This is a genomic window from Sphingobacterium hotanense (genome assembly GCF_008274825.1).
GTDB classification, from domain to species: Bacteria; Bacteroidota; Bacteroidia; order Sphingobacteriales; family Sphingobacteriaceae; genus Sphingobacterium; species Sphingobacterium hotanense.
The window spans coordinates 942,468-968,180 of the sequence record NZ_CP030848.1; the positions used below are offsets into that span (position 1 = coordinate 942,468).

14 protein-coding genes are annotated in these 25,713 nt (G+C 43.1%); all 14 read left to right on the top strand.

The features are described from left to right. The first annotated feature begins 11 nt into the window (after window positions 1-11). Window positions 12-2,120: a bifunctional aldolase/short-chain dehydrogenase gene (locus tag DSM08_RS03945; RefSeq protein WP_149524936.1), complete on the top strand. Its 2,109-nt coding sequence runs from the start codon at window positions 12-14 to the stop codon at window positions 2,118-2,120. Window positions 2,121-2,181: 61 nt separating this feature from the next. After that, entirely contained in the window at window positions 2,182-3,456 is a 1,275-nt protein-coding gene (locus DSM08_RS03950) for a TIM barrel protein (protein ID WP_149524937.1), read from the top strand. Window positions 3,457-3,463: 7 nt separating this feature from the next. After that, window positions 3,464-4,819, top strand: coding sequence for an FGGY-family carbohydrate kinase (locus tag DSM08_RS03955; protein WP_149524938.1), 1,356 nt, complete (start codon window positions 3,464-3,466; stop codon window positions 4,817-4,819). A gap of 559 nt (window positions 4,820-5,378) precedes the next feature. Then, on the top strand, window positions 5,379-8,858 hold the full coding sequence (locus tag DSM08_RS03960; RefSeq protein ID WP_149524939.1) for a SusC/RagA family TonB-linked outer membrane protein: 3,480 nt from the start codon (window positions 5,379-5,381) through the stop codon (window positions 8,856-8,858). Between the two features lie 14 nt (window positions 8,859-8,872). Further along, window positions 8,873-10,462 carry a RagB/SusD family nutrient uptake outer membrane protein gene (locus DSM08_RS03965; protein ID WP_149524940.1) on the top strand — a complete coding sequence of 530 codons (1,590 nt, stop codon included), beginning with the start codon at window positions 8,873-8,875 and terminating at the stop codon, window positions 10,460-10,462. Window positions 10,463-10,524: 62 nt separating this feature from the next. Then, window positions 10,525-11,346, top strand: coding sequence for a phytanoyl-CoA dioxygenase family protein (locus DSM08_RS03970; protein WP_149524941.1), 822 nt, complete (start codon window positions 10,525-10,527; stop codon window positions 11,344-11,346). Continuing rightward, window positions 11,340-12,185: a sugar phosphate isomerase/epimerase gene (locus tag DSM08_RS03975; protein ID WP_149524942.1), complete on the top strand. Its 846-nt coding sequence runs from the start codon at window positions 11,340-11,342 to the stop codon at window positions 12,183-12,185. The genes DSM08_RS03970 and DSM08_RS03975 overlap by 7 nt, the downstream gene beginning before the upstream one ends. 4 nt (window positions 12,186-12,189) lie before the next feature. Then, entirely contained in the window at window positions 12,190-15,051 is a 2,862-nt protein-coding gene (locus DSM08_RS03980) for a glycosyl hydrolase (protein ID WP_149524943.1), read from the top strand. Between the two features lie 17 nt (window positions 15,052-15,068). Further along, window positions 15,069-16,550 carry a glycoside hydrolase family 28 protein gene (locus DSM08_RS03985; protein ID WP_149524944.1) on the top strand — a complete coding sequence of 494 codons (1,482 nt, stop codon included), beginning with the start codon at window positions 15,069-15,071 and terminating at the stop codon, window positions 16,548-16,550. 7 nt (window positions 16,551-16,557) lie between these two features. After that, window positions 16,558-17,295, top strand: a complete 738-nt coding sequence (locus DSM08_RS03990; RefSeq protein ID WP_149524945.1) for a glycosyl hydrolase family 28 protein — start codon at window positions 16,558-16,560, stop codon at window positions 17,293-17,295. Window positions 17,296-17,306: 11 nt separating this feature from the next. After that, entirely contained in the window at window positions 17,307-18,782 is a 1,476-nt protein-coding gene (locus tag DSM08_RS03995; protein WP_149524946.1) for a glycoside hydrolase family 28 protein, read from the top strand. 12 nt (window positions 18,783-18,794) lie between these two features. Beyond that, complete coding sequence (locus DSM08_RS04000) at window positions 18,795-20,639, top strand: CocE/NonD family hydrolase (protein WP_149524947.1); 1,845 nt, start codon at window positions 18,795-18,797, stop codon at window positions 20,637-20,639. Next, the gene (locus DSM08_RS04005) at window positions 20,629-21,906 is read left to right on the top strand and encodes a M28 family metallopeptidase (RefSeq protein ID WP_149524948.1); all 1,278 of its coding nucleotides are present in this window, start codon (window positions 20,629-20,631) and stop codon (window positions 21,904-21,906) included. The genes DSM08_RS04000 and DSM08_RS04005 overlap by 11 nt, the downstream gene beginning before the upstream one ends. A 780-nt stretch (window positions 21,907-22,686) precedes the next feature. Then, window positions 22,687-25,713, top strand: a complete 3,027-nt coding sequence (locus tag DSM08_RS04010) for a SusC/RagA family TonB-linked outer membrane protein (protein WP_187773970.1) — start codon at window positions 22,687-22,689, stop codon at window positions 25,711-25,713.

Here is a 25,713-nt window from a genome sequence, read left to right on the forward strand (position 1 = left end):
AACTTAGGAAAGTGAAAACATACAAGCACGTCAACTATTTATGGAACGATGAGCAAGCAAAGTCACTTGAGGGTGATGAGGTTGCGTTATTGTTATACCGCTCGAATCTGTTGGGCTCAGATTTGAGAATTACGAACTATGGTGGAGGAAATACATCCTGCAAGGTGATGGATAAAGATCCATTGACTGGCGAAGCGGTGGAAGTGATGTGGATCAAAGGTTCCGGTGGTGATATCGGTACATTGAAGAAATCCGGATTAGCGGCACTATACGTAGACCGTCTTCGTAATTTGGAGAATGTGTACCGTGGAATCGAGCATGAAGACGAGATGGTGGAGTTATTCAACCATTGTATCTTCGATTTGAATTCAAAAGCACCTTCCATCGATACACCATTACATGGATTCCTACCTTTCAAACATATAGATCACCTGCATCCGGATGCTGCGATCGCTATTGCAGCGGCCAAAGACGGTAAGCAGATTACGCAAGATCTTTTCAACGGGACTATTGGCTGGGTTGACTGGCAGAAACCGGGCTTCGATCTAGGTTTACAATTGAGAGAGTGCTTGGAACAAAACCCAGGTATCCGCGGAATCATGTTAGGTTCTCACGGCTTGTTCACCTGGGGCGACACGGCTTATGAAAGCTATGTGAATTCATTAGATGTAATTGAAGCTTGTGCGACCTATTTGGAGGAGAATTACGGTAAAGATAGACCTGTATTTGGAGGCCAAAAAGTAGAAAGCTTAGACGAAGCAGATAGACAATCGCAAGCAGCTAAATTAGCTCCAATTTTGAGAGGATTCTGCTCAAGCGAGCGCCATATGATTGGTCACTTTACAGACGATCCTCGCGTATTGGAATATATTAACTCGAATGATTTAGAGAAACTTGCGCCTTTAGGTACAAGTTGTCCGGATCACTTCCTGCGCACAAAGATTCAGCCCCTTATCCTGAATTTAGATAAGAGCGAAGATTTAAGCGACTTACAGGCAATCAAAGAAAAGATAGCACCTCTTTTTGAGGATTATAGAGCGATGTATACGGAGTACTACGAAACCTGTAAACATCCAAACAGTCCTGCTATTCGCGATAGAAACCCGGTAATCATCATCTATCCGGGGGTCGGCATGTTTGCCTTTGCAAAGGATAAGCAGACCGCGCGTGTTGCTGCGGAGTTCTATACCAATGCAATCAATGTAATGAAAGGTTCCGAGGCGGTGAGCGAATACACCTCATTACCTCGTCAGGAGGCATTCAATATCGAATACTGGTTGTTAGAAGAAGCGAAGCTTCAACGTATGCCAAAACCGAAGGCCTTATCCGGAAAGATTGCCCTAGTAACGGGCAGTGCCGGCGGTATCGGAAAAGCAATCGCGAAAAAGTTTGCTTCGGAAGGTGCGGTCGTGGTATTGAATGATATGAATGCGGAGCGTTTGTCAGGCGCTGAAGAAGAGTTTGTAGGCTTATTTGGCAAGGATAACGTAGTTTCCGTATCTTTAGATGTTACCAATGAAGAACAGATTAAGAAAGCATTCGAGAAGGCTAGTTTAGCGTTCGGCGGGATTGATATTGTGGTCAACAATGCTGGATTATCGATTTCTAAATCAATTGAAGATCATACAGAAAAAGATCTTGACTTATTATATGATGTGTTAGTTAAAGGACAATTCTTCGTGACACAGGAAGGTATTAAAATCATGAAGGCTCAGGCCGTAGGAGGGGATGTATTGAACATTGTGAGCAAGAATGCATTAGTGAGTGGGCCGAACAATGCCGGATACGGAAGTGCAAAAGCGGCTCAATTACATTTGAGCAGGCTGAATGCAGCCGAGCTTGGCGCAGCGAAGATTCGCGTCAATGTGGTAAATCCTGATGCGGTGATCTCAGATAGTAATATCTGGGCTGGCGGATGGGCTGAAGGTAGAGCGAAAGCCTATGGTGTGACGGTTGAAGAATTGCCGGGTTACTACGCAAAACGTACATTGTTAAATGAAATTATTCTTCCGGAGGATATTGCAAATGCATGTTTCGCTTTTGTAGGCGGTTTGCTGAACAAATCGACCGGAAATGTATTGAATGTAGATGGCGGTGTAGCCATGTCATTCGTAAGATAAACCAACAAAAGCAAGGAGCATAGCGCTTGCTATGCTCCTTACTTATTTTAAAGCTGAACCGATGAGATTAGAGAAAGAACAAATAGAGCAGCATAATAGTAAATTAGCAGCTAAGCATAAGAGAGCATTTGATTTTATTTCTGAGGATATTCCTCAGGTGGAATCTATTATCCATAAACTGCAGCAGTTTCAGATTGCTATCCCGAGTTGGGCATTGGGTACCGGCGGTACGCGCTTCGGACGTTTTTCCGGCAAGGGCGAACCGGGTAACCTAGAGCAAAAGATCGAAGATGTGGGATTGCTACATGCTTTAAACCGCTCTAGTGGGGCCATTTCATTGCACATTCCATGGGATATTCCAAAAGACGCCGAACAAACCAAGGCTTTGGCAGAAAGCTTCGGACTACAGTTTGATGCGGTAAATTCAAATACCTTTCAGGATCAAGCCGAGCAAGAATTGAGCTATAAGTATGGTTCCTTACATCATGTAGACCCGAAAGTGCGCAAACAAGCTGTACAGCATAACATCGATGTAATCAATCATGGTATTGCTTTGGGTTCTAAGGCATTGACGGTATGGTTGGCCGATGGTTCTTCTTTCCCGGGACAGTTGAACTTCCGCGAGGCATTCCAAAATACGTTGGAAAGCTTGAAGGAAATCTACGCGCACCTTCCGGAGGATTGGAAACTATTTGTGGAATACAAGGCTTTTGAACCTTATTTCTATTCGATGACGATAGGAGATTGGGGACAGTCTTTATTGTTGGCTTCTAAATTAGGTCCTAAGGCCTACACTTTGGTAGACTTAGGTCACCATTTACCGAATGCGAATATCGAGCAGATTGTTTCCTTGCTTTTGATGGAAGGTAAGCTCGGTGGTTTCCACTTCAACGATAGTAAGTATGCGGACGATGATTTAACGGCAGGAAGCATCAAGCCATATCAATTGTTCCTCATCTTTAACGAATTGGTCGAGGGGATGGACGCCAGAGGAATGGACCATGCAACGGGACTGGGCTGGATGATCGACGCTTCACATAATTTAAAGGATCCTTTGGTAGATTTATTGCAATCCGTAGAAGCGATTATGATAGCCTATGCACAAGCATTATTAGTGGATCGCAATGCATTAAAAGAAGCACAACGCAACAACGATATTGTAAAGGCACAACAAATTTTGCAAGATGCTTTCCGTACGGATTTACGTGCGGTCGTTGCTGAAGCAAGACTTCGCGATGGCGCAGCCTTGGATCCAATCGGTTTGTTCAATGAGCTTGCTGTTCGTGAGCAATTAATAAAAGAACGTGGTAATAATACGGTAGCTACCGGTTTATAATAAGCGTATGGGGGGAAAAACACGCAAACCGGTAATAGCCATATTTGATGTAGGCAAGACCAATAAGAAACTTTTCTTATTCGATGAGCATTATCAGATTGTATATGAGAAATCTGCGCGTTTCTTAGAGACGTTGGATGAGGATGGCGACCCCTGTGAAAACTTGGAGAGCCTGCGATTGTCAGTCTTCGACTCTTTGCACGAAATCTTTCGCCGTGAAGAGTTTGATGTGAAAGCCATCAATTTTACATCCTATGGAGCGAGTTTCGTCTACGTTGATGAGAACGGACGTCCCTTGGCACCGCTATATAATTACCTAAAAGAATACCCGGATGCCCTGTCCACTGACTTACATAAAAAATATGGTGGTATTGAGCAGTTCAGTCTCGATACGGCATCGCCGGCATTGGGAAGCCTGAACTCCGGACTTCAAGTCTACAGGCTTAAAAAGGAACAACCGGAAGTCTACGAGAGAACGAAATATGCTCTACATCTACCGCAGTATTTGAGTTTCTTGCTTTCAGGAAAGGCCTATTCCGATATGACGAGCATAGGCTGCCATACAGCACTATGGGATTATAAGCAGCATGATTATCACCAATGGGTGAAGGATGAAAAGATTGATGAGAAATTAGCGCCGGTGGTGGATGCTTCGGCGGTCTTCCCGGCGACTTTTCCCGGCAGTACGTTTAAAATTGGTGTCGGGCTGCATGATAGTTCCTCAGCATTGATTCCTTACCTATTGAACTTCCATGAGCCTTTCATTCTGATCTCGACCGGAACTTGGTGTATTTCAATCAATCCGTTCAATGATCAGCCCTTAACCAAGTCAGAATTAGAAAGCGATTGCTTGTTCTATCTTTCTTTTCAAGGGAAGCATGTTAAAGCTTCGCGCTTATTTGCGGGACAGGAACATGAAATTCAATCGAAAAGGATAGCCGACCATTTTGATATCACCACAGCGAAATTCAAGCATATGGATATCAATTGGGGAATCGTGAAAGAGTTAGAGAAATCAACCCTATCATCTGAATTAGATGCTTTCGGTCAAATCGACTTAGCACAATATGCCAATTACGAAGTGGCCTACCACGCCTTGATCTTACATCTGATCAGAGCGCAGGTCGTATCGACCAAGCTGATACAGGCAGGTAAGAAAACAACCCGCATCTTTGTTGATGGCGGCTTTAGTAAGAATAATATTTACATGAATTTGTTAGCGCATGAATTTCCTGAAATGGAGGTTTATGCAGCCTCTATGGCACAGGCAACAGCAATTGGCGCTGCCCTGGTTATACATGAGCATTGGAATAAGCAAGCGATACCAAACGACCTGATCGAGATCAGGTTTTTTAGAGCGTAAAATAACTTAGTGAAAATAAATCCTTTCAGAATCAATTGATGATCATTCTGATCGTCATCAAGTAGGTGATCAACCAACCTAAGGAAAGAGATTGGCCTTCTATGAATGACAACTTTCTTCCAATCCCACCAAACCCCTATCAAACCCAATCCGAAAGGCTTATGATAGGGGTTTGTATTGGGTTTGAAAGGGCTTTGAAAGGGTTTAGTGTAGAACCAGTCTCCTGCTAGAAGCGACTCTCCCTCAGTCAAGATCTAGCAAAATTAAAGAGCCGGTCATTTTTGATGGCTCGAATTTTACAGAAGCCATCTTTTTCAAACTTTTTTCAAGAATTTTTCCTGTCCTAATAAAAGATAATTAACCTAATGGGAATTTTAGGCTGAGCTATATTAGCTGCTGGATTATTTTTCGAGACCAGAATTTAAAATATATTGAAAGTCAATAAAAGCCTTAATTATTCGCTAATAGCGTGCTAAAACGATACAGGATGCAACAGGATGGTTTTTCATAGTAAATAAATGATATTTGGTTATCAAGTTATTAATCAATATCAACAACTATGTGTAAATCTAAATTAGGAAGGTATTTCTCTTTCGTTTTGAGCATGCTGTTCGTGTTTACCACGAGCATGAGTATGGCTCAGACCGATCGAGTAATCCGGGGTACCGTTGTAGATGCTACAACAGGTGCTGCATTAGGGGGAGTATCCATTTCCGACTCTGCTACTAAGAATGCCACTTCCACGGCAAATGATGGTACATTCGAAATTGGAACCAGAACCAATTCAACATTAATCTTTCAATATGTTGGTTATGCAAGAAAAACAGTAACCGTTGGCGCGGAGTCCAACATTCGAGTTCAGCTGTCTGAGGACGAGTCAGAACTGGAGGAGGTTGTTGTCGTTGCATACGGTACGGCAAGGAAGCGTGATTTGACAGGTGCTGTGTCGCAAATCGACTCCAAAGCATTAACGCAACAATCCAACTCTACGGTGAGTAGAGCCTTAGAAGGCGCTGCACCGGGTATTCAAGTATCGGCGGTTGACGGTCAGCCAGGGGTCGATATGGGTATCCGCGTTCGTGGTTTAGGATCGGCAAATCAAAACACGTCTAATGCATTAGTGGTAATCGATGGTGTTCCAGCACAGAACGATAACCCGCTTGCATCGATCAGTCCGAAGGACATCGAGAGCGTGACGATCTTAAAAGATGCCGCTTCCACAGCGCTTTACGGTTCTCGTGGTGCCAATGGGGTAGTGTTAATCACGACCAAGAAGGGTGTCAAAGGAACGCCAAGAATTGCGTTTGAAAGTAAACTAGGGATGAATCAAATTGGACCATACCAATATGACAAGATATCTGATCCAAAAGATATCTATGAATTTGCTTGGTTGTCCATTTATAATTCAGTTCGCTATGGCGTAGACGGTTCAGGAACTGCCAAAGGCTACACGACGAATGTCCAAAATCCGAATATGTCACATGAGGAGGCAGCGCTATTTGCGTCGCAGCACTTGTTTGACTATACCGGCTCAACAACTGATTTTAAAGTAAATAACTTAGGCAACTGGATGTTGTATGATGTGCCGGGAGCCATCTACACGCCAACAGGAGGAACAGGTGCAAATGCATCGTCGACGATGACTGGCGCTTACCTTGTTAATACAGACGGTAAGTTGAATCCAAATGCAAGATTACTTTACAACGAAAACTATGACTCACATTTACTTCAAAACAGAACTAGACAGGAATACAATGTTTCAGCGTCTGGCGGTTCAGACAAAATAGACTATTTTATCTCGGGTGGTTACCTGGGAGACCCATCTTATATCCGCGGTTCATCCTTCAAACGCTATAACGGTCGTGCGAATGTGAATGCACAGGTTTATGATTGGTTGAAATTAGGTGCCAATGTTGGCTATGCTAACCGCGATACGCAATCGCCGGCAACACGTTTTGGTCGTAATCCGGGTAGTTCGACAGCAAACGCTTTCCGCTTTATCAACGGACAAAACCCACTGACGCAATTGTTCGCTCGTGATCAGAATGGAAATATCATTCAGGAAAATGGTAAAGATAAAGTACACGTGCTACAAGGCGACACCTGGTCACCGGTAGGTCCAACGGCAGCAGCATTAAGCTCAACCAATGTGTTGACGGTATTAGATAATGATATCGATAAGCGAGTTTCTGATGATTGGAATACGCGTGTTTACGGAACGATCAACTTCTTGAACGATTTCACGTTTACAGCAAACTTCTCATTAGATAAATTCAATGATATCCGTACGCGTTACTGGAATGCGGAATCTGGCCAAGCAGCTGGAATTGGTGCATTCGGAAAAGTATTCTCGAATGTGTCTATCATGAATGCGCAACAATTATTGAACTATAACAAAACCATAGGCTCTCACACGATTGAAGGTTTATTAGGACATGAATATGATGCTTTCCAATTTGAGACCTTAAACTATCGTTCATCGTACTCCCTGATCGACAACTTCCCGACCTATGCGAACTATGTTGGTCGCTATGACGGCGGTACATTCTCCAACCCTGGTGGTGGTATTGATACACGTCGTATGGAAAGTTATTTCGCTCGCGGTAACTATAATTATGCGGATAAATATTTTGCGCAAGTTTCTGTACGTCGTGATGGTTCTTCGAAGTTCAAATTGAAAAATAAACGTTGGGGTACATTCTGGTCTGTTGGTGCAGGTTGGAGAATCAACGGAGAGGATTTCATGGAGAATACACAAGGCTGGTTAGATAACTTAAAAGTTCGCGCTAGTTATGGTGTTATTGGTAATCAGAATGGTATTTCTAACTATTCAGGTTATCAGACTTGGGGATTCTCAGCAGTTTATCAACAGACGACGGGTGGTACAGGTATTCCTACATCCTACGTGTTGAACCAAAATGCCTATGTGAATGATCAATTGACTTGGGAAAAAATCAACACCTTCGATGCAGGTTTAGAGGTCGGATTATTCAATCGCGTTCGTGCCACATTCGATTACTATAACAGATTAACAACCAATGCAATCTGGTCACAGCCTATCGCTATGTCCAAAGGACAATCATCGATATTAACGAACTCTGCGAAATTAAGCAACTACGGTTTTGAGGTTGACTTAAGTGTGGATGTTATTAAAAACGAGGACTGGACCTGGACCGTTTCTACTAATGGAACGCACTACCGTACAATCTTGAAGGAAGTTCCTCCGGGTGTTGGTTCTGCAGCATTGGATGGTGATTGGACTGGCGGTGTAGACGGCTGGAGTTCGGCAGGTACAGCTGGCAATACGAATATTGCTTACCTACGCGGTATCGACAAGGACTACTTCAACATGTATCTTTTCAAATACGCGGGTGTCGATCAGAGCACAGGTTTACCGATGTTCTACCATAGAGTAACGGAAGCAGATCTAAGCGCTGGTTTATTCTCAGGCTCTAAAGTTGGAGAAAGTGTAGCGACTACAGATTACTCGAAAGCGAGCCGTTATGAAATGGGAAGTGCTGTTCCTTCTTGGATTGGTGGTTTCTCTACTTCATTGCGTTATAAAAACTTCGACCTATACGGTGCATTTGCTTACCAAGTTGGTGGTAAATTCTTGAGTACAGAGTATGCAAACAGCTTATACGTAACTGAGAACCCAGGTAAAGCTTTATCATCAGAATTGATTGGCAATACATGGACGCCAGAAAATACAGGTGCTAAATTCCCAATGGTGATGTATGGAAATACGTATGGAAACGGTTCTACTTTCGGAAGCTGGATGTATAGCGATATGGCGATGTTCAATGCTTCTTATTTGAACTTAAAGAACATTACAGTAGGCTATACACTTCCTGCGGATCTATTAGGAAATAGCAAAATCAAAAGATTAAGAGTTTATGCTTCTGGCGACAACATCTTTATGCTGACTTCACACAGTGGTATCGACCCAAGAATGTCATTAGTTGGTGGTTGGGAAGTAGGTGCTTACAGCTACCCTACGATGCGTACATTCTCAGCAGGTGTTAATCTAGAATTTTAATAAAGAATCACATTATGAAAAAGATATTTTTGTTCTTTATAGCAGGAACGTTATTCGTTTCATGTAATAAGAAATTAGACGTGGCACCACCGAATAACATTACGGATGAGCAAATCCAGGAGTTATTGAAAAGTGGTGATGAAGCAACAATCCGTACCGTCTTAGGTGGTATGGCGAATAGTATGCCCCGCGCATTCAACTACGGTGGATCAGGTAACTCTGAATCTAGATATACGAACGTTTTCGGTTTGGAAGTTATGCGTAACTTGGAAGGAAATGACATCGTTTTTGGAGATCAGAACCTAACGATCTTTGGTGGCGATGAGTATAGGTTTTTGGATTTTATTTCCGAAGGAACAAATAAAAACTCGCCATACTGGTTTTTTGCTTGGAATGGTATCACCACGGCCAACAAGATGCTCAACTATTTAGATGATGCAACGGTGGGAAGCAATACCATCTTGAAAGAGTTCAAAGCTAGAGGCTTGATCCTTCGTGCTTACTCCTATAACTTCTTGATGGAGAACTATCAGGATGCCTACCTTCAAGGTGGCAAGGATAAGCTAGGAATGCCGCTTTATGATACCTACCTGCCAACGCAAGAAAGCAAAGCTCGTGCTACAGCAACGGAGACTTATAACTTCATCAAGGCGGATCTTCAACAAGCCATCCAATATCTAAAAGATGCCGGGAAAGGTTATACTGCTGAGGTAAACGATTTTGATCTAGGGGTTGCTAATTTTATTCTTGCGCGTGTTGCCTTATGGACAGGAGACTGGGCTACGGTAATTTCATCGACGAATGATATCTTAGCAAACTATCCTAATCTATTACCGCAGTCGGCCTATGGAGCAACGAACGACGGTACGCAGGCAAGCCCAATTATGCGTCCGGAGAAGAATGGCTTCCTGAACAATGCTGTGAACCCAGAGGTAATCTTCGGATTTCCTTTAGGCGACGCTTTGACGACACATAACATGTGGATGAATCCATTTGCCGAAGCTGAGGGTGGTCTGTTGCGCGGATACCAACGTATCGACGCCAGATTGTACAATAGCATCGCTGCAGATGACTTCCGTAAGAATGCGTTTATGGCAACTGCTTGGGGCGATTATACCTATCCTACAAACAACGACAAACGTACTATTCCTGCATACACGAACCTGAAGTTTGCTGCAACGCATGGACTAGGCAGTGACGATAAGAAAAATGTGGGCAAAAATACGGCTTACTTTTTCCGTACATCGGAAGCCTTGTTGATGAAAGCAGAAGCACAGGCACAAAGCGGCGATGCAGCAGGAGCGAAAGCGACTTTAAATAAATTGTTGGCGGCTAGAACTAAAGCAGGTGCAACAACGCTTACAGTGGACAACTATCCAGGAATGGCAGGCCTTACGCCGCTTCAAATGGTTCAATTGCAAACGCGTATCGAGCTATGGGGCGAAGGTGGTCGCGAATTCTTCAACAATAAGCGTTGGAATATCGCGGTAAACCGTGCTGGTTCGACAAACCATGTCGATAAATCTTCTTACCCGGTATCAAAAATGACTTTGCAGATTCCATTGGATGAGATGATGTACAACGATAAGATGGTTCAAAATTAATCAATCATAGAGCAAGGTCTGCCAAGACCTTGCTTTACCTATGTTATAAATAAACTAATATTATGAAGTATCAAGTTAGCCCGGAGCAAATTGCATTCTATCGTGAGAACGGTTATTTAGTTATCGAGGATTTTTTGAGTCCCGAAGAGCTGGAACATTGGCGGGAGGTCGTTTTCTCTGCCGTGGAAAAAAGAGCAGGGCAAAAGATGCCTGGTAAGAAAACACAAGTGGGAGAGGACGATGGAATCAATAAAGATGCGGATTACTTCGGAAAAGTATTCGATCAGCTATTGAATTTATGGCAAACGGATGAAGGTGTTAAAGAATTGATGCTGGATCGTCGTATCGGTGAGTTGGTTGGCAATTTAGCGCAGGCGGATGGTATTCGTATTTGGCACGATCAGGCTTTATTCAAACGTCCCTTCGCCAACCCGACAGCATGGCACTTAGATACGCCTTTCTGGTCGTTTTCCGACCGTGAAGCGCTATCCATCTGGATCGCATTAGACGATGCTACCTTGGAGAATGGCTGTTTATATTTTGTGCCTGGATCATTTAAGAAAACGGACTTTACGAACATCGGTATCGGCAAGAATATGAACGGTATTTTTGAAGTATATCCCGAGCTAGCGCAGATAAATCCTGCCCCAGCACCATTGAAAGCCGGAAGCTGTTCTATCCACAACGGATTGACCATTCACGGCGCTGGTCCGAACATGACCAACGGCTACCGCCGGGCAATGACTTGCGCGTACATGCCGGATGGCAATGTATTCAACGGACAAGCGAATATTCTTCCTCCGGATTACCTGGCTACATTGAAAGTAGGCGATCTGTTGAATGATGACGAACAAAACCCATTAATCTATCATAAATCATGGTAGATATCCAATTCTTTTATCCGCGTTGGGGGGCAGAGCATACTGCTTGGACTGATTTTCTAGATCGCGTTAAAGACGCCGGATATCAAGGAATTGAATGGTACCCTTATGGGGAGAAAAATAAAAATGACTACCAGCAGATGTTGCAAAGTCTGCAGGATCGCCAACTGCGTTATAGTATCGTGTTCGCTGTATTTGGCGGAGCGAAGGACTTTGCACATTATTTGGAATTATTAGAGGAACAGCTTACAGAACTCGCTAACTTAGGGGAGTATGGTTTGGCTCCGGAATTCATTTCTGCACAGGTGGGTCGAGAGTACTATACGAGCGAGCAGATATTAGCATGTTTAGCGGTCTGTTCTAAAGTAGAACAACAAACAGGAATATCCATTTATCAGGAAACACACCGTAATAAATGGACCTACGGGATTCATCGAATTCCAGCAATCAAAGAGCAATTTCCGGGTCTTAAATTGACGTTGGATATCTCACATTGGTATTGCGTATCGGAAAGCTATCTGGAAGATCAGCAAGACCTATTAACTAGCCTATTATCCGATGTATGTCATGTGCATTCGCGTGTCGGGCACACGCAAGGCTCACAGATATCGGATGTTAGCAACCCATTATTTGAAGACATTGTAAAGACCCATTTAGCGGTCTGGCAACAATATATTATTAAACAAATCCAATTAGGAAGAAAGAAACTAACCTTTACCACGGAGTTTGGCCCTCCACCGTATCTCATTACGTCCGGCGATTCAGTGAAGGATTATGAGGAGCAATGGCGTCAAAACCTGTGGATAAAAAAATACCTAATGGACCATTTGAAGACTATTTAAATTTATGAATAGAAGATCTTTTATACGCAACACCTCTCTGTTAGGTGCGGGATTGGCATTAGCCAACCTCGAGGAATCCTTTGCTTCCTCAGCCTTTAAAGCAAAAGAGGATTGGTATACACTCTTTAAAAATCCAAGCATGCATTATCGTCCTTTCGTCCGTTGGTGGTGGAATGGTGATAAGGTAGAAAAAGGCGAACTGTCGCGTCAATTGCGTCTGTTGAAAGATGCCGGCATTGGCGGGGTAGAAATAAACCCTATATCCTTTCCTAAAAGGGCAGACGATATGGGGATACCATCGGTAAAATGGCTGAGCAATGAATGGATTGATCTGGTAAAACATACTGCAGACGATGCGAAGTCATTAGATATGACGAGTGATCTTATCGTGGGCTCGGGATGGCCTTTCGGCTCGGAAGACCTGAAGGAGGACGAGCGTGCGCAGGTTGTGCTAGTCTATGCGGAGAAGCTGACAGGACCCATGCAATTTGAGACCTCGCAGTTCAATATCTGTCAGGCCGTGGATCCGGGAGTAACCGATAAGAATCCACTTCGCAAGCCGGAGATTCTATCGCTGCATCTGGCGAAAGATCCGATGAGCAGTCTTGATCAAGCACAGGACCTGTCTGCTAAGCGTAACGACGCGACGATACATGTGGATGTACCGGAAGGAAAGCATGTGCTTTATGCGGTCGTTCGATACACTTCGTTTGCACAGGTTATCAACGGCGCGCCGGGCGCATCAGGCTCTATCTTGAATCATATGGACAAGCAGGCGGTACAGAATTACTTGAACCGCATGTCCAATACCATGCAGAATCGCATTGGGGCGCTCTCAAATTACTTGCGTGCTTTATTTTCTGATAGCATGGAATTAGAGGGCTGTAACTGGACTCATGATTTTGCTGAAGAATTCCAAAAGCGCTGCGGCTACGACCTGATGCCTTACCTGCCTTTTATTATGTTTAAAGTAGGTCGACTAGGCGCTGTAGTTGATGAAAACTATGGTGCGGAGAAGTCGGAAGACTTTAAGGAAGTATTGAGTCGCGTTAGATTTGACTTCGAATATGTGAAGGCTTGCTTATTAAGAGAGCGATTTACAGAAACTTATTTAGCCTGGTGTAAGGGCTTAAAAGTTAAGTCTAGAGCACAGGCTTATGGACGCGGCTTTTTCCCGTTAGAAACTTCCTTAGGCTATGACATTCCTGAAGGAGAGTCCTGGACAACAAACTACCTACGACATAAGCTAGGCGAAGAGATGTCGGATGAAGACTATCGTCGTGGTCGAGGCTATACGATGATCAATAAGTACGTTTCTTCTGCCGCTCATCTGACAGGCAAGCGAGTGGTAAGCTGCGAGGAGATGACCAACACCTATCTAGTATTCAATGCGACCTTAGAACTGCTTAAATTAGGGTCAGATCAGAGTTTACTTTCGGGTATTACGCATTCCATTTGGCATGGTTTCAACTATTCGCCAAAGCAGGCGCCATTCCCTGGATGGATTCAATATGGATCTTACTATTCGGAGAAGAATAACTGGTGGCCTTACTTTAAATATTTAAATACTTACAAGGCTCGTTTGTCCTCACAATTGCAGAATGCAGATATGTATACCGATATGGCTATACTCCCTGCAAACTACGATCTGTGGGCAGAGAAAGGTGTGCAAACGGATCCTTTCCCAGAGCGCCTCAACGTGCCTTACACTTCCCTGCTATGGGAAGCTATCCATAAAACAGGAGGTGCGGCAGATTACGTCACGGAGTTGATTCTTAAAGATTCTAAGATTCAAAACGGCAAGATTATGTTTGGAAAGAAATCATACGGCGTATTGTTTCTTCCTGGCGTTAAAAGCCTAGGTGTGGAAACTGCCAAGAAATTGCACGAGTTTGTACAGCAGGGTGGCAAACTGATCTGTATGGAGACGACTCCGTCGAAAAGCTTGGGCTTTAAGGATATGCAAGCTAGAGATCGGGAAGTGCAGACCTGGATGCAGAAAATTAAAGGGCTAGGTTCAAACTTCGTCTTCGTAGAAAAGCCCGTAGATAATAAATTCTTGGAATGGTATCAGAGCTTTCATGAAGAGCAAAACCTGCCAAAGTATGTCAAAATCAGTGAGCCGAATCGCTTCTTCATGCAGAATCGATATATCCGTGATGATCAGTCGGAGTTCTTTTTCTTTCAGAATGCGCACCGATTCAACAGCCATAAAACGCGCATTGATTTCCTATCGGGAGTTGGCAAAGGCAAACAAGCTTGGATTTGGGATGCCGACACGGGCGAGCGTTTTCGATTGAAATTGGATAGCTCTAATGGCTTTGAGCACAATTTCGGACCAACGGAGTCCCTTCTTGTCGTATTCGACAAGTCGAAGGGTGGCGAATGGTATCAGCCTGCGAAACTAGACGGTACTAACAAACAAAATCTGAATGCGGAATGGGAGCTTGAGCTCAAGCATGCTCAGGAGAACCGCAGTAAGAAGATTCAACTATCTCAGCTGATCGACATGAAGCTTGATGATGAATTGCGCGACTTCTCCGGAACGGCGATCTATCGTAAGAAAATCAATGTTCAGAACGTCAAGAACCAGACGCTTAATCTAGGTCAGGTGTTCGGAATTACAGACCTTTTTATCAATGGACAGCCTGTGGGTGTAAAATGGTTTGGTCGCCGCATATACGATATCAGTAAATTCCTCAAACCGGGAAGCAATGATATTGAGATTCGTGTGACTACCACGATGGGCAACTATCTAAAGACTTTAAAAGACAATGAAAATGCGCAGTACTGGGTCAACAGACCTGGACGCGAACAGGAAATACAATCCATGGGGATTGTAGGCCCCGTAGAAATTTATAACTAACCAAAAAGACTACAATAATGAAGAAACTATTATGCTTACTCGTTTGTTTTTGCAGCCTTCAGGTATTTGCAAAGGACTATGCAGTTCGAGATTTTGGTATTGAGGGCGATGGAAACACGCTGAATACGAAATCTATTCAAGCTGCTATTGATTATGTAAATGCGAAAGGTGGGGGTCGATTAGTATTTGGACCAGGCAATTACGTAACGGGGACAATTTACATCAAGTCAAATGTTACGCTACATCTGGAAAGGGGAGCTAGTATTCTAGGTTCTCTGAATCCCTTTGATTACGATAAGGATCCATATATTAATTGGAAATCATTAATCTATGCTATTAAGCAGGAGAATATCGGTATTACGGGGCAGGGGACTATCAATGGTCGTGGTTTTGACAACGCCATGAATACTCTGAATCTTGTCCACCGTGGGCTGATCGAAGATGAATTGAAATACGACCGCGTTCGCGAATGGAATAGACCGGAGAATATCTATTTCCGCGAATGTAAGAACATAAAGATTATTGGTATCACGTTAAAAGACCCTGCGAGCTGGAATCAAACCTACGATCAATGCGTCAATATATTGGTTGACAGTATTACGGTGGATAGTAAATCTTACTGGAATAATGACGGTATTGACATTGTCGATTGTAAGGATGTGATTATTCGTAACTCGCATTTCGATGCCGCAGATGATGCGATCTGTTTTAAGTCGCATGATGCCAACGCTATTTGCGAAAATGTATTAGTAGAAAACTGTACGGCACGCTCAAGTGCATCAGGTTTAAAATTCGGAACGGTTTCACGTGGTGGCTTCCGCAATTTCGTGGTGAGAAATCTAACGGTTTATGATACATATCGTTCTGCAATTACTTTCGCCGCCGTAGACGGTGGTATCGTGGAGAATATTCTAGTGGATGGTGTTCGATCAATCAACACAGGAAATGTGATCTTCCTAAGAATCGGTAATCGTTGGAGCAAGGGGAAAGAACCGGTAATGAAGGATATTACGATAAGAAATGTCTACGCTGAAGTACCTATGGAGAAACCTGATAAGGGATATAACTATGAGGGGCCGATTGAAGACCTGCCTAGAAATATTTCTCCAGCGAGCATTATTGGATTGCCAAACTATAAGATCGAAAACGTAACATTGGAGAACATCGAAATTGTTTATCCAGGCGCGGGTAATCCATATTATGCGAAAAGAGGGCTTTCCGCAGCGGAATTGGATGGTATCCCAGAAATGGAAGCCGCCTATCCTGAATTCTCACAATTCAAAGAGCTACCGGCCTGGGCATTCTATATTCGTCATGCGAACAACATCACGTTCAAGAACGTGAAATTTAAGGCGCTAGCAGCCGACTACAGACCAGCCATCGTAACGGACGACCTGAATACAGGTAAGTTTGAAAACGTGACGTTTGATGAGGTAAAAGCTGGAAATAAGGAGCAGATCTTCTTGCATAAAAGCAATAATGTTGACATCGTAAAATAATAATCACATGAAAAGAATCTTATACATCATGCTATTGCTGACGATGTCATTCGGTCAGGCTTTAGCAGTCGACTATAACGCCTCTGCTTTCGGATGTGTATCCGACGGACAGACAAATAATACGCGTTCGATACAAGCCGCTATCGACTTAATATCATCTAAAGGAGGAGGTACTTTAAACTTCTACGTAGGACGATATTTAACAGGCGGTATAGAACTAAAATCTAACGTTACGATCAACTTGCATGAAGGTGCTATCCTAGTTGCGAATCCAAGCTACTACGACTTCATTGAAAAGAACGGTAAGCGTTATTTTATCTATGGAGAGAACCAATCCAACGTAAAAATTATCGGGAAAGGCGTTATCCTAGGACAAGCAGCTGCGGTAAAAACAAAGATTGATGATCAGGTGAATAAGGGCGTTGTGACCAATGAACTTAATACCGTTCGCCCGACTTTACTAGGGTTTAACAATTGCCAGAACGTAGAGATTGACGGAATCGTGTTAGAAGACTCATCTGGTGATGTCGCGGAGTTGGTAAACTGTACGAATGTATCCTTCAAAAATCAGATTATCCGCAGCCAAAACTATGCAAATTCTAGAGGTTTAGTGCTTACCGGTTCCAAAGGTGTAAGCTTCGAGAATCTCTATGTAGATACCGCTGGCAAGGCTTTGGTTAAAGATAAAGCAAGCCAAACGATCGCCATTAAAAAGAGTATAACGCCAAACGGCAAATCCATTTAATCGAGAAGAGCATGAAGAGATTGAATATATATTTAAGTATACTGTGCACGATCTTTAGCATAGGATTGTTGCAGGCGAAGGATTATAATGCTTCCTACTTTGGGATTAAATCAAATGGAACTACACTAAATACGACTTCCATTCAGCGTGCTATTGATTTCATTAGTGAGAACGGTGGAGGAACTTTAAAGTTCTACGTCGGGCGATACTTGACTGGGACTATCCATATGAAATCCAACGTCACTCTGCATTTAGAAGAGGGCGCGGTATTGCTAGGTTCTACCAATATCAATGACTATAATGTCGGAACGCCTAACAATGCTTTGGTCTACGCCAAAGGGGTAAAGAACGTGGGAATTACCGGTAAGGGTGTCATCGATGGACAGGGAAAAGAAGTAGCCTACAGCCTGATGGATTATATCCACAAAGGGATTATCAAGGATCCATTAGATTACGATAGACCAAGAAATAATCGCCCAAAGGCGATCTATTTCCGCGAATGCAATAATGTAACCATCAAGCATGTCACTGTGAAAAACTCTGCCGACTGGGTTCAGACCTATGATCAATGTGAGGATGTGTTGATCGACAGCATCACGGTGGATAGCAAAGTGTTCTGGAACAATGACGGTATCGACATCGTTGATTGTAAGAATTTCAAATTATTAAATTCCTATATCGATGCTTCTGACGATGCCATCTGTTTGAAATCGCATGACGCGACGAAGATGAATGAAAACATCGAAATCAGAAACTGTGTAGCACGCTCCAGTGCAAATGGTATCAAGTTTGGAACCGTTTCAGCAGGTGGATATAAAAATATCCGCATCATCAACAACCGTGTGTATGACACGTTTCGTTCTGCTTTCACGATTGCGACTCCTGACGGAGGTATCGTGGAAGATGTACTAGTAGACAGCTTGTATGCTTACAATACCGGTAATGCCATCTATCTACGCATCGGTGCGCGATGGAATAAAGGCAGACAAGGGTCGATCGATGGCGTGACGATGCAGAATATCTACATCGAAGTTCCTGCAGACAAACCCGATGCTGGTTATGCATTCGAAGGACCTGTTGAAGACAATCCAAGAAATATCTCACCAGCGAGTATTGTTGGATTGAAAGGTCAACCGATCAAGAATGTAGTCTTGAGAAACGTTGAGATTGTCTATCCGGGAGGTTCAAATCCCAACTACGCCTTCCGTGGCACTAGCCCGAAAGAATTGGATAGCATTCCGGAGATGGAAGCGGCTTACCCTGAGTTTTCTCAATTTAAGGAATTACCTGCATGGGCATTCTATTTGCGCCATGTAGACGGAGTAACCTTCGAAAACGTGAAGTTCACAGCGAAGGATAAGGAATACCGTCCAGCTGTTGTCATGGACGACGTGAAGAACGCGCAGATGACAAACGTGGAATACAATGAACCTAATAAAAAAGGAAAAAAACAGCTGGTTTTATACAAGTCGACACTAAAGAAATAACGATTGTAAAGAATGAAGCACTTTCTAGTAGGCCTTTTTGTTTGTTGTGCAACGCTTTTGTTCGCACAACAAACAAATGATGCCGAGTACATAAAAAACAATTACAGCAAGCGTGAAGTGTATATCCCAATGCGGGATGGAACAAAACTCTTCACGGCGATCTATGAGCCCAGGGATAGGTCAAAATCTTATCCTATTATGATGATCCGCACACCTTATAGCGTTGCCCCTTATGGGGAGGATAAGATGCGCCCTAGCATTGGTCCAAGCATGGAGTTTGCAAAAGACGGCTACATCTTCGTGTATCAAGATGTGCGGGGGAAGTATAAATCGGAAGGTGATTTCATCGCCAATCGTCCTTATATTCCTAAGAAGAAAAAAGGCCAAACGGATGAAACAACGGATACCTACGATACCATCGATTGGCTCATAAAACAGCTTAAATCGAATAAGAAAGTCGGTATTTGGGGTGTTTCCTCGCCGGGTTTCTATGCATCCATGTCACTGATTGATGCGCATCCGAATCTAACAGCAGTCTCCCCACAAGCGCCAGTGACCGATTGGTTCTTGGGAGATGATAGACATCATAACGGCGCATTTATGCTGATGGGAAGTTTTTCTTTCCTATCTTCTTTCGGAAAAATGAGAGACTCCGTAGGCACCACACACCCAGGAGGATTCTATGCATACAACACCAGCGATGGCTATGATTTTTACCTCAAGTCAGGTCCGTTAAAGAACTTCAACAAAAACTACCTGCAAGGGAAAAGCATCCTCTGGAATGAGATGATGAACAATCCGGATTACAACGCCTATTGGGAAGAGCGTAGCTATACCAAATATCTTAACAAGGTTAAACCTGAGGTCCTTGTTGTTGGCGGATGGTTCGATCAGGAAGATCTATATGGTCCTTTGAAGACTTACGAAGCACTTGCGAAATCCGGAAAAAATAAACTGTCTTTTGTGATGGGGCCTTGGTATCACGGTTCTTGGACAAGGGGAGATGGCAGAAGCTTAGGAGACCTCGATTTTGCATCCAATACCAGTAATTATTATCGCGAAGAGCTAGAATTAGCCTTTTTCAAAAAGCATTTGAAAAATGAAGAATCAAAGCCCTTAGCCCCTGTTTCCATCTTCGTAACGGGAGCGAATGAGTGGAATTACTTGAGTGAATGGCCATCGAAGGAACAGGTGGAAACACCTCTCTATCTACAAGCCAACGGCGGATTATCTTTTAATAAACCGGAAGCTGCTGATACCGCTTACGCGGAATACACCGCAGACCCGAGCAAGCCCGTACCTTATACGGCAGAGAAAACCTTAATGCGCGGCTTTAAATACATGTTCGAAGATCAGGTGTTTGTTTCAAGACGTCCCGATGTATTGGTTTTTGAGTCGGAGGTGTTGACGGAGGATGTCAAAATCATGGGAAACCTACAGGCGAATTTATTCGTTAGTACAACCGGTACCGATGCAGACTATATCGTTAAATTAATCGATGTGCATCCCTATGTAAAAGATGCACCCTTATCGGATGCGCAAATCCTGGTCAGAGGGGAGGTGATGCGCGCCAAGTATAGAAATAGTTTCTCGCATCCTGAGCCGATGCAACCCAACCAAGTCACACAAGTTAAATTTGATATGCAAGATGCTGCCCATGTGTTTAAGAAAGGGCATAAAATCATGGTGCAGATTCAAAGCTCTTGGTTCCCTTTGGTGGATCGCAATCCGCAGAAGTTTGTCAATATTTATGAAGCCGACGAAGCGGATTTCGAAACGCATAATCATCGGGTATTTTTTAATCGTCAATATCCTTCTAGTATCCTATTACCACTAATTAAAAACAATGAAAAATAGATTATTTACACTGATTGCAATGCTCTTTGTGGCCTGTCAATTTGCTCAGGCGCAAGAAGACTATGCACGCAAAGTCGTTAGTGTATTAGCGTCCGATAAGTACGCAGGTCGCGGTTATGTCTTTAATGGCGACAAAAAAGCAGCCGGATATATTGCGAAGGAAATGAAGAAATCAGGATTGACACCAGTAGATGGCAAATCCTTTATGCAATATTTCAGCCTAGGGGCTAATGTGTTCCCGAAAGCGGCAACCGTCAAATTAAATAATGAAGAACTGAAAATGGGGGTGAATGTCTTGGTCGATGCCGCATCGCCATCCATCAATGGAAGCTTCGATCTCGTTCCTGTTTCCGGAAAATTGAATGATGATAACGTATTAAGACAAATTGCACAAGATAAAGCTTACGCAGGCAAAGCCATCTATATTGATGAGGCCGAACAGTTGAAGACTATCAATGCGCAGGAGCTTCGTCGTGCCATAATGCTTTTGATGACTGCAGGAGAGTACCGCGCCATTGTGGTGAATACCCCAAGCAAATTTACTTGGAGAGCCTCAGTAAGCCAAAGTTTAAAACCGGCAGTCTACATCAAAGATTTAGCGATAAATCCAAACGACAGTCAGATATCTTTGGATATTACGGCAAAATATCAACCCGATTATAAAACGCAGAATGTTTGTGGTTTCTTGAAAGGAAGTAGTGACTCCGATTCTACCATCCTCGTGACAGCACATTACGATCACTTGGGCGTCATCGGTAAAAAAGTCGTATTCAACGGGGCTAATGACAATGCTAGTGGAACAGCACTCATGCTGTACTTGGCGCAATATTACGGTAAGAATAAGCCGAAGTATAACATGATATTCTTAGCTTTCTCAGGCGAGGAAAGTGGACTTTTAGGATCTAAATATTATGCAGCAAACCCGCTGAACGATCTGAAAAAAGTAAAGTTCCTGATCAACGTGGATATGGCCGGTACAGGCGATGACGGGATTCAGGTGGTCAACGGAAGTATCTTCACCAAAGAATTTGACCTTCTCACGAAGTTGAATGCTGAAAAAAAATATTTGCCGGAAGTTAAAGTTCGTGGTGCCATGAACCGCAGCGATCACGCTCCTTTTTATGAAAAGGGCGTGCCTGCCTTTTTCATCTATACACTGGGAGGCACAACAGCCTATCACGATATCTATGACCGCTACGAAACTTTGCCATTCACAAGGTTTAACGGTTATGCAAACCTGTTGACAGACTTTATCGATCAGTTCTAAGGTATTAGACATCCTCCTCAACTTAGACTGCCCTCTTATGGCAGTCTGCGAAACATTAAACACTCACTTTAACTTATACAGACCCCAATCATAACCCTTTCCGAACGGTTATGATTGGGGTTTGTATGGGGTTTGTATTGGGTTTGTATTGGGTTTGAAAGGGGTTATAGTTGAAGTAGTCTGGACAATAAATCGTCTGGCCTTCCTAGATGAGGTGTCAGGATAGCACAGGATGCTTTCCACTTTTGTGATTAATATATTTGGTTAGACGCATTTCGGAATTCTAACATCCGAACTACTAACAATTATAAATGTAATGTGCTTTGTTACTTTCGCCCGGTACGAAGCGAACCTATAAAATAAAATATTAATGATTTATAGAAAGGAGGATTTTTTAAGCAGAAAAAAAAATACAGTAAATAATTGCTTAAAAAAACCGACAGTGTTCGAGCACCGTCGGTTAAAATTTAAAGCAAACAAGATCAAAAAGAGGTTCCTGACTCTTAATTATGTTTAACCTTTAAACTTTGCAAAGGTATGCAAACTGACCAATTAAACAAACCTAAAATACTAAGAAATAATCGCAATCGATTTAGTTGTAATCGGATAGTAGATTATACAAAGTGCATGTTAGCAAAGGGGAATTTCCCGAAAACTGCCTGCCTTGTTGCAGCAGTGCTGATGAGCCAATTTTCGATCGCTAGATCCTCTAATAAGGATGTAACAATTGAAAAAAAGAAAATAGTTGTTAAAAAAATAGACGGTAAGTACAAAAAAGATATGATTCAACAAGTTGTAACAGTTCGCGGACTCGTAACCGATCCAGAAAACTCGCCCATGGCGGGTGTCTCGGTGTTGGTTAAGGGGAGCTCTGTTGCTACTGCTACGAATCAAGATGGCCGTTATGAAATAGAATTGAATAAAGGCCAAACTTTGTTGTTTCGGATGATTGGATATGCGGATGTTGAATTTGTTATTCAGGAGTCCAGTGTTCGCAATGTAACGATGGAATCGAGTCAGCAAGATATCGGCGAAGTTGTGGTGATTGGGTATGGAAGTCAACAAAAAAGGGATGTTACAGGCTCAATCGCGACAGTTTCGATGAAGAACGTTCGTGGTCAAGCTATTATTAGTCCAGATCAAGCCCTAACCGGACAGATTGCTGGTGTCCAGGTGAGCACATCCAATGGTACTCCTGGCGGTGGGCCAAAAATTCAAGTTCGCGGTATTGGTGCAATCGGTGCGGGAAGTCAACCGTTATATGTGATCGACGGATTCCCTGTTCCTGCGTCGTCTAGCGAGCGGAGCAATCCTTTAGCGACCATCAATCCAAATGATATTGAATCGATGACTATTCTTAAGGATGCTTCTGCTACAGCGATCTATGGTTCTCGAGGCTCCAATGGCGTGGTATTGATTAATACGAAGAAGGGCGCCGTTGGGAAGATGAAAATCGATGTTGCCGCGAGTTCAGGGCTACAGTCCGTTCCGCAAAAGGGTCGTCCAAATCTGATGAATGCTCAAGAATTTGCACAATTTCGTAAAGAGGCAATCGAGGATAAGATACGCTTTGAGGAGAATAGAGAACCAACTATCAATGATATTCCCGAAGAGTATAGAGATCCAGCTGCTTTAGGAGCAGGTGTAGACTGGTATGATGCAGTCCTTCGGGTTGCGCCTATGTCAGACATAAATGTTAGCTTAAGTGGGGGTAGTGAAAATATGCGATCATTTATCTCAGCGGGTTATCTGAATCAAACCGGTACGATGCTAAATACAGGTTTCGATCGTTTTTCAGTTCGCGCAAATATAGATGGTACTATTTTCAATAAATTAAAATTGGGGATCAATTTATCTCCTACGCTTTCCTATCTGAAAGGTGGAGTAAACGGGCAGGGTCGCGATGAGTTTTTTGAAATCACTACACCGGTTGCTAAGATTTACAACGACGACGGGAGTTATGTTCCCTACATTCAGTCAGCGGGGTCTTTCGGTAACCCGAATCCTGTGATGTATTTGAATCAACGGGTTAACAAATCGTCAGAATTGAAACTATTGATGAGCACTTATGCCGAATATAGTTTTTTACCTAACCTGAAGTTCAAAACTACCTTCAACGTTGATTATTTAGATGAAAGTCGGGAAACCTTCCGTCCTTCTACGCTAGCCAATCAAAATGCGCCTGGATTATCGATTCCGAGTGGGGGCTATTATAGAGACTCCTATATCAACTGGGCAAACGAAAATACGCTAACTTATGATTGGTCGAGCGAAAATGGCCATTCCATAAATTCACTTGCGGGTTATTCCGTACAGGTTCAGAAAAATAAAGGCGCTTCTTTCAATGGCACACAGTTTCCTGACGACGACATTCAAACCTTAAATGGTGCTGCACGAATTACCGGTGGAACTGCGATTGAAGATTGGGCATTACTATCTTATTTAGCGCGGGTAAATTATTCGTATTTAAATAAATATGTTTTAACAGCATCCTTCCGTGCGGACGGATCTTCAAGATTTGGGAAAGACAATCGCTGGGGTTCATTCCCTTCGGTTGCAGTCGGTTGGCGCTTATCTGAAGAGGCATTCTTAAAAGGTAAGGAGTGGTTAGACGAATTGCGCTTGAGAGCATCGTATGGTCGAAGTGGTAACTTCAATATTGCAAACTATGCTTCGCTAAGCAGTATCGGCACAGGTAACTATGTGCTGGGTGGGGCTTTAGCGCCGGGACGTGTGATGAATAGTTTAGCGAACTCCCTGTTGGGCTGGGAGCGAATGAAAGAGTTGAATATTGGAGTGGACTTTTCAACCTGGAATAATCGTTTGACATTTACCGCGAACTTTTATAGAAGAAATACACTTGATCTTCTTTTAAACACTCCTGTTCCGCAATCTTCCGGATTTACTAGTGTGACAGAGAATAGAGGGGATGTAGAAAATAAAGGTTATGAATTCTCGGTTAGTTCTGCAAATATTCAAAAGGACAAGTTTACTTGGACTACCGATTTCAACATTTCGTTTAACCGTAACAAAGTAATCGCTCTAGGACGAAGTACCGATCCGATTTATTCTGGTCAGAGTTCAGAGGGTAATTTCACCAACATTACGCGAATCGGAGAGCCGGTTGGAATGATTATCGGTTATGTCGTGGATGGGATTTATCAGAATCAGGCTGATTTAGACAAATATCCAAGTTTTCCTGGTGCAATTCCTGGAAACCTGCGCATGCGCGATGTCAACGGAGATGGTCAGATTACACCTAACGATGATTTTGATGTAATTGGGAATCCTTACCCTGACTTTACTTGGGGTATGACTAATAGCTTTACTTATAAGAACTTTGATTTACGTGTGATGATGGTTGGTGCGATGGGACAAGAGATGTTGCATGCAACACGATTCTACACGGATAATATCGATGGTGTTTTCAATGTCCGCAAAGAAGTTGCAGATCGCTGGCGATCGGAAGATAATCCGGGGAGCGGTTTAGTGCCGACTACCAATGGTACAGGGCGTGGTCGCGTTATGTATCGTGATACGCACTCCTTGTTTATCGAAAAGACCGACTATTTATGGGTTAGAAATATTACGTTCGGCTATACCTTGCCCAAGCCAATTGGCGGCGTAATCAATAATGTTCGTATTTACGGCAATCTTCAAAACCCATTTATGTTTTCCGGGTATGATGGAAATCCCGAAGGTACTAATATGAATCGTGGAGATACAAGTCCATTAGTGCCGGGTATTGATTACGGCGCGTATCCAGTACCAAAGATTTATACACTAGGGTTGAATTTTAGTTTTTAA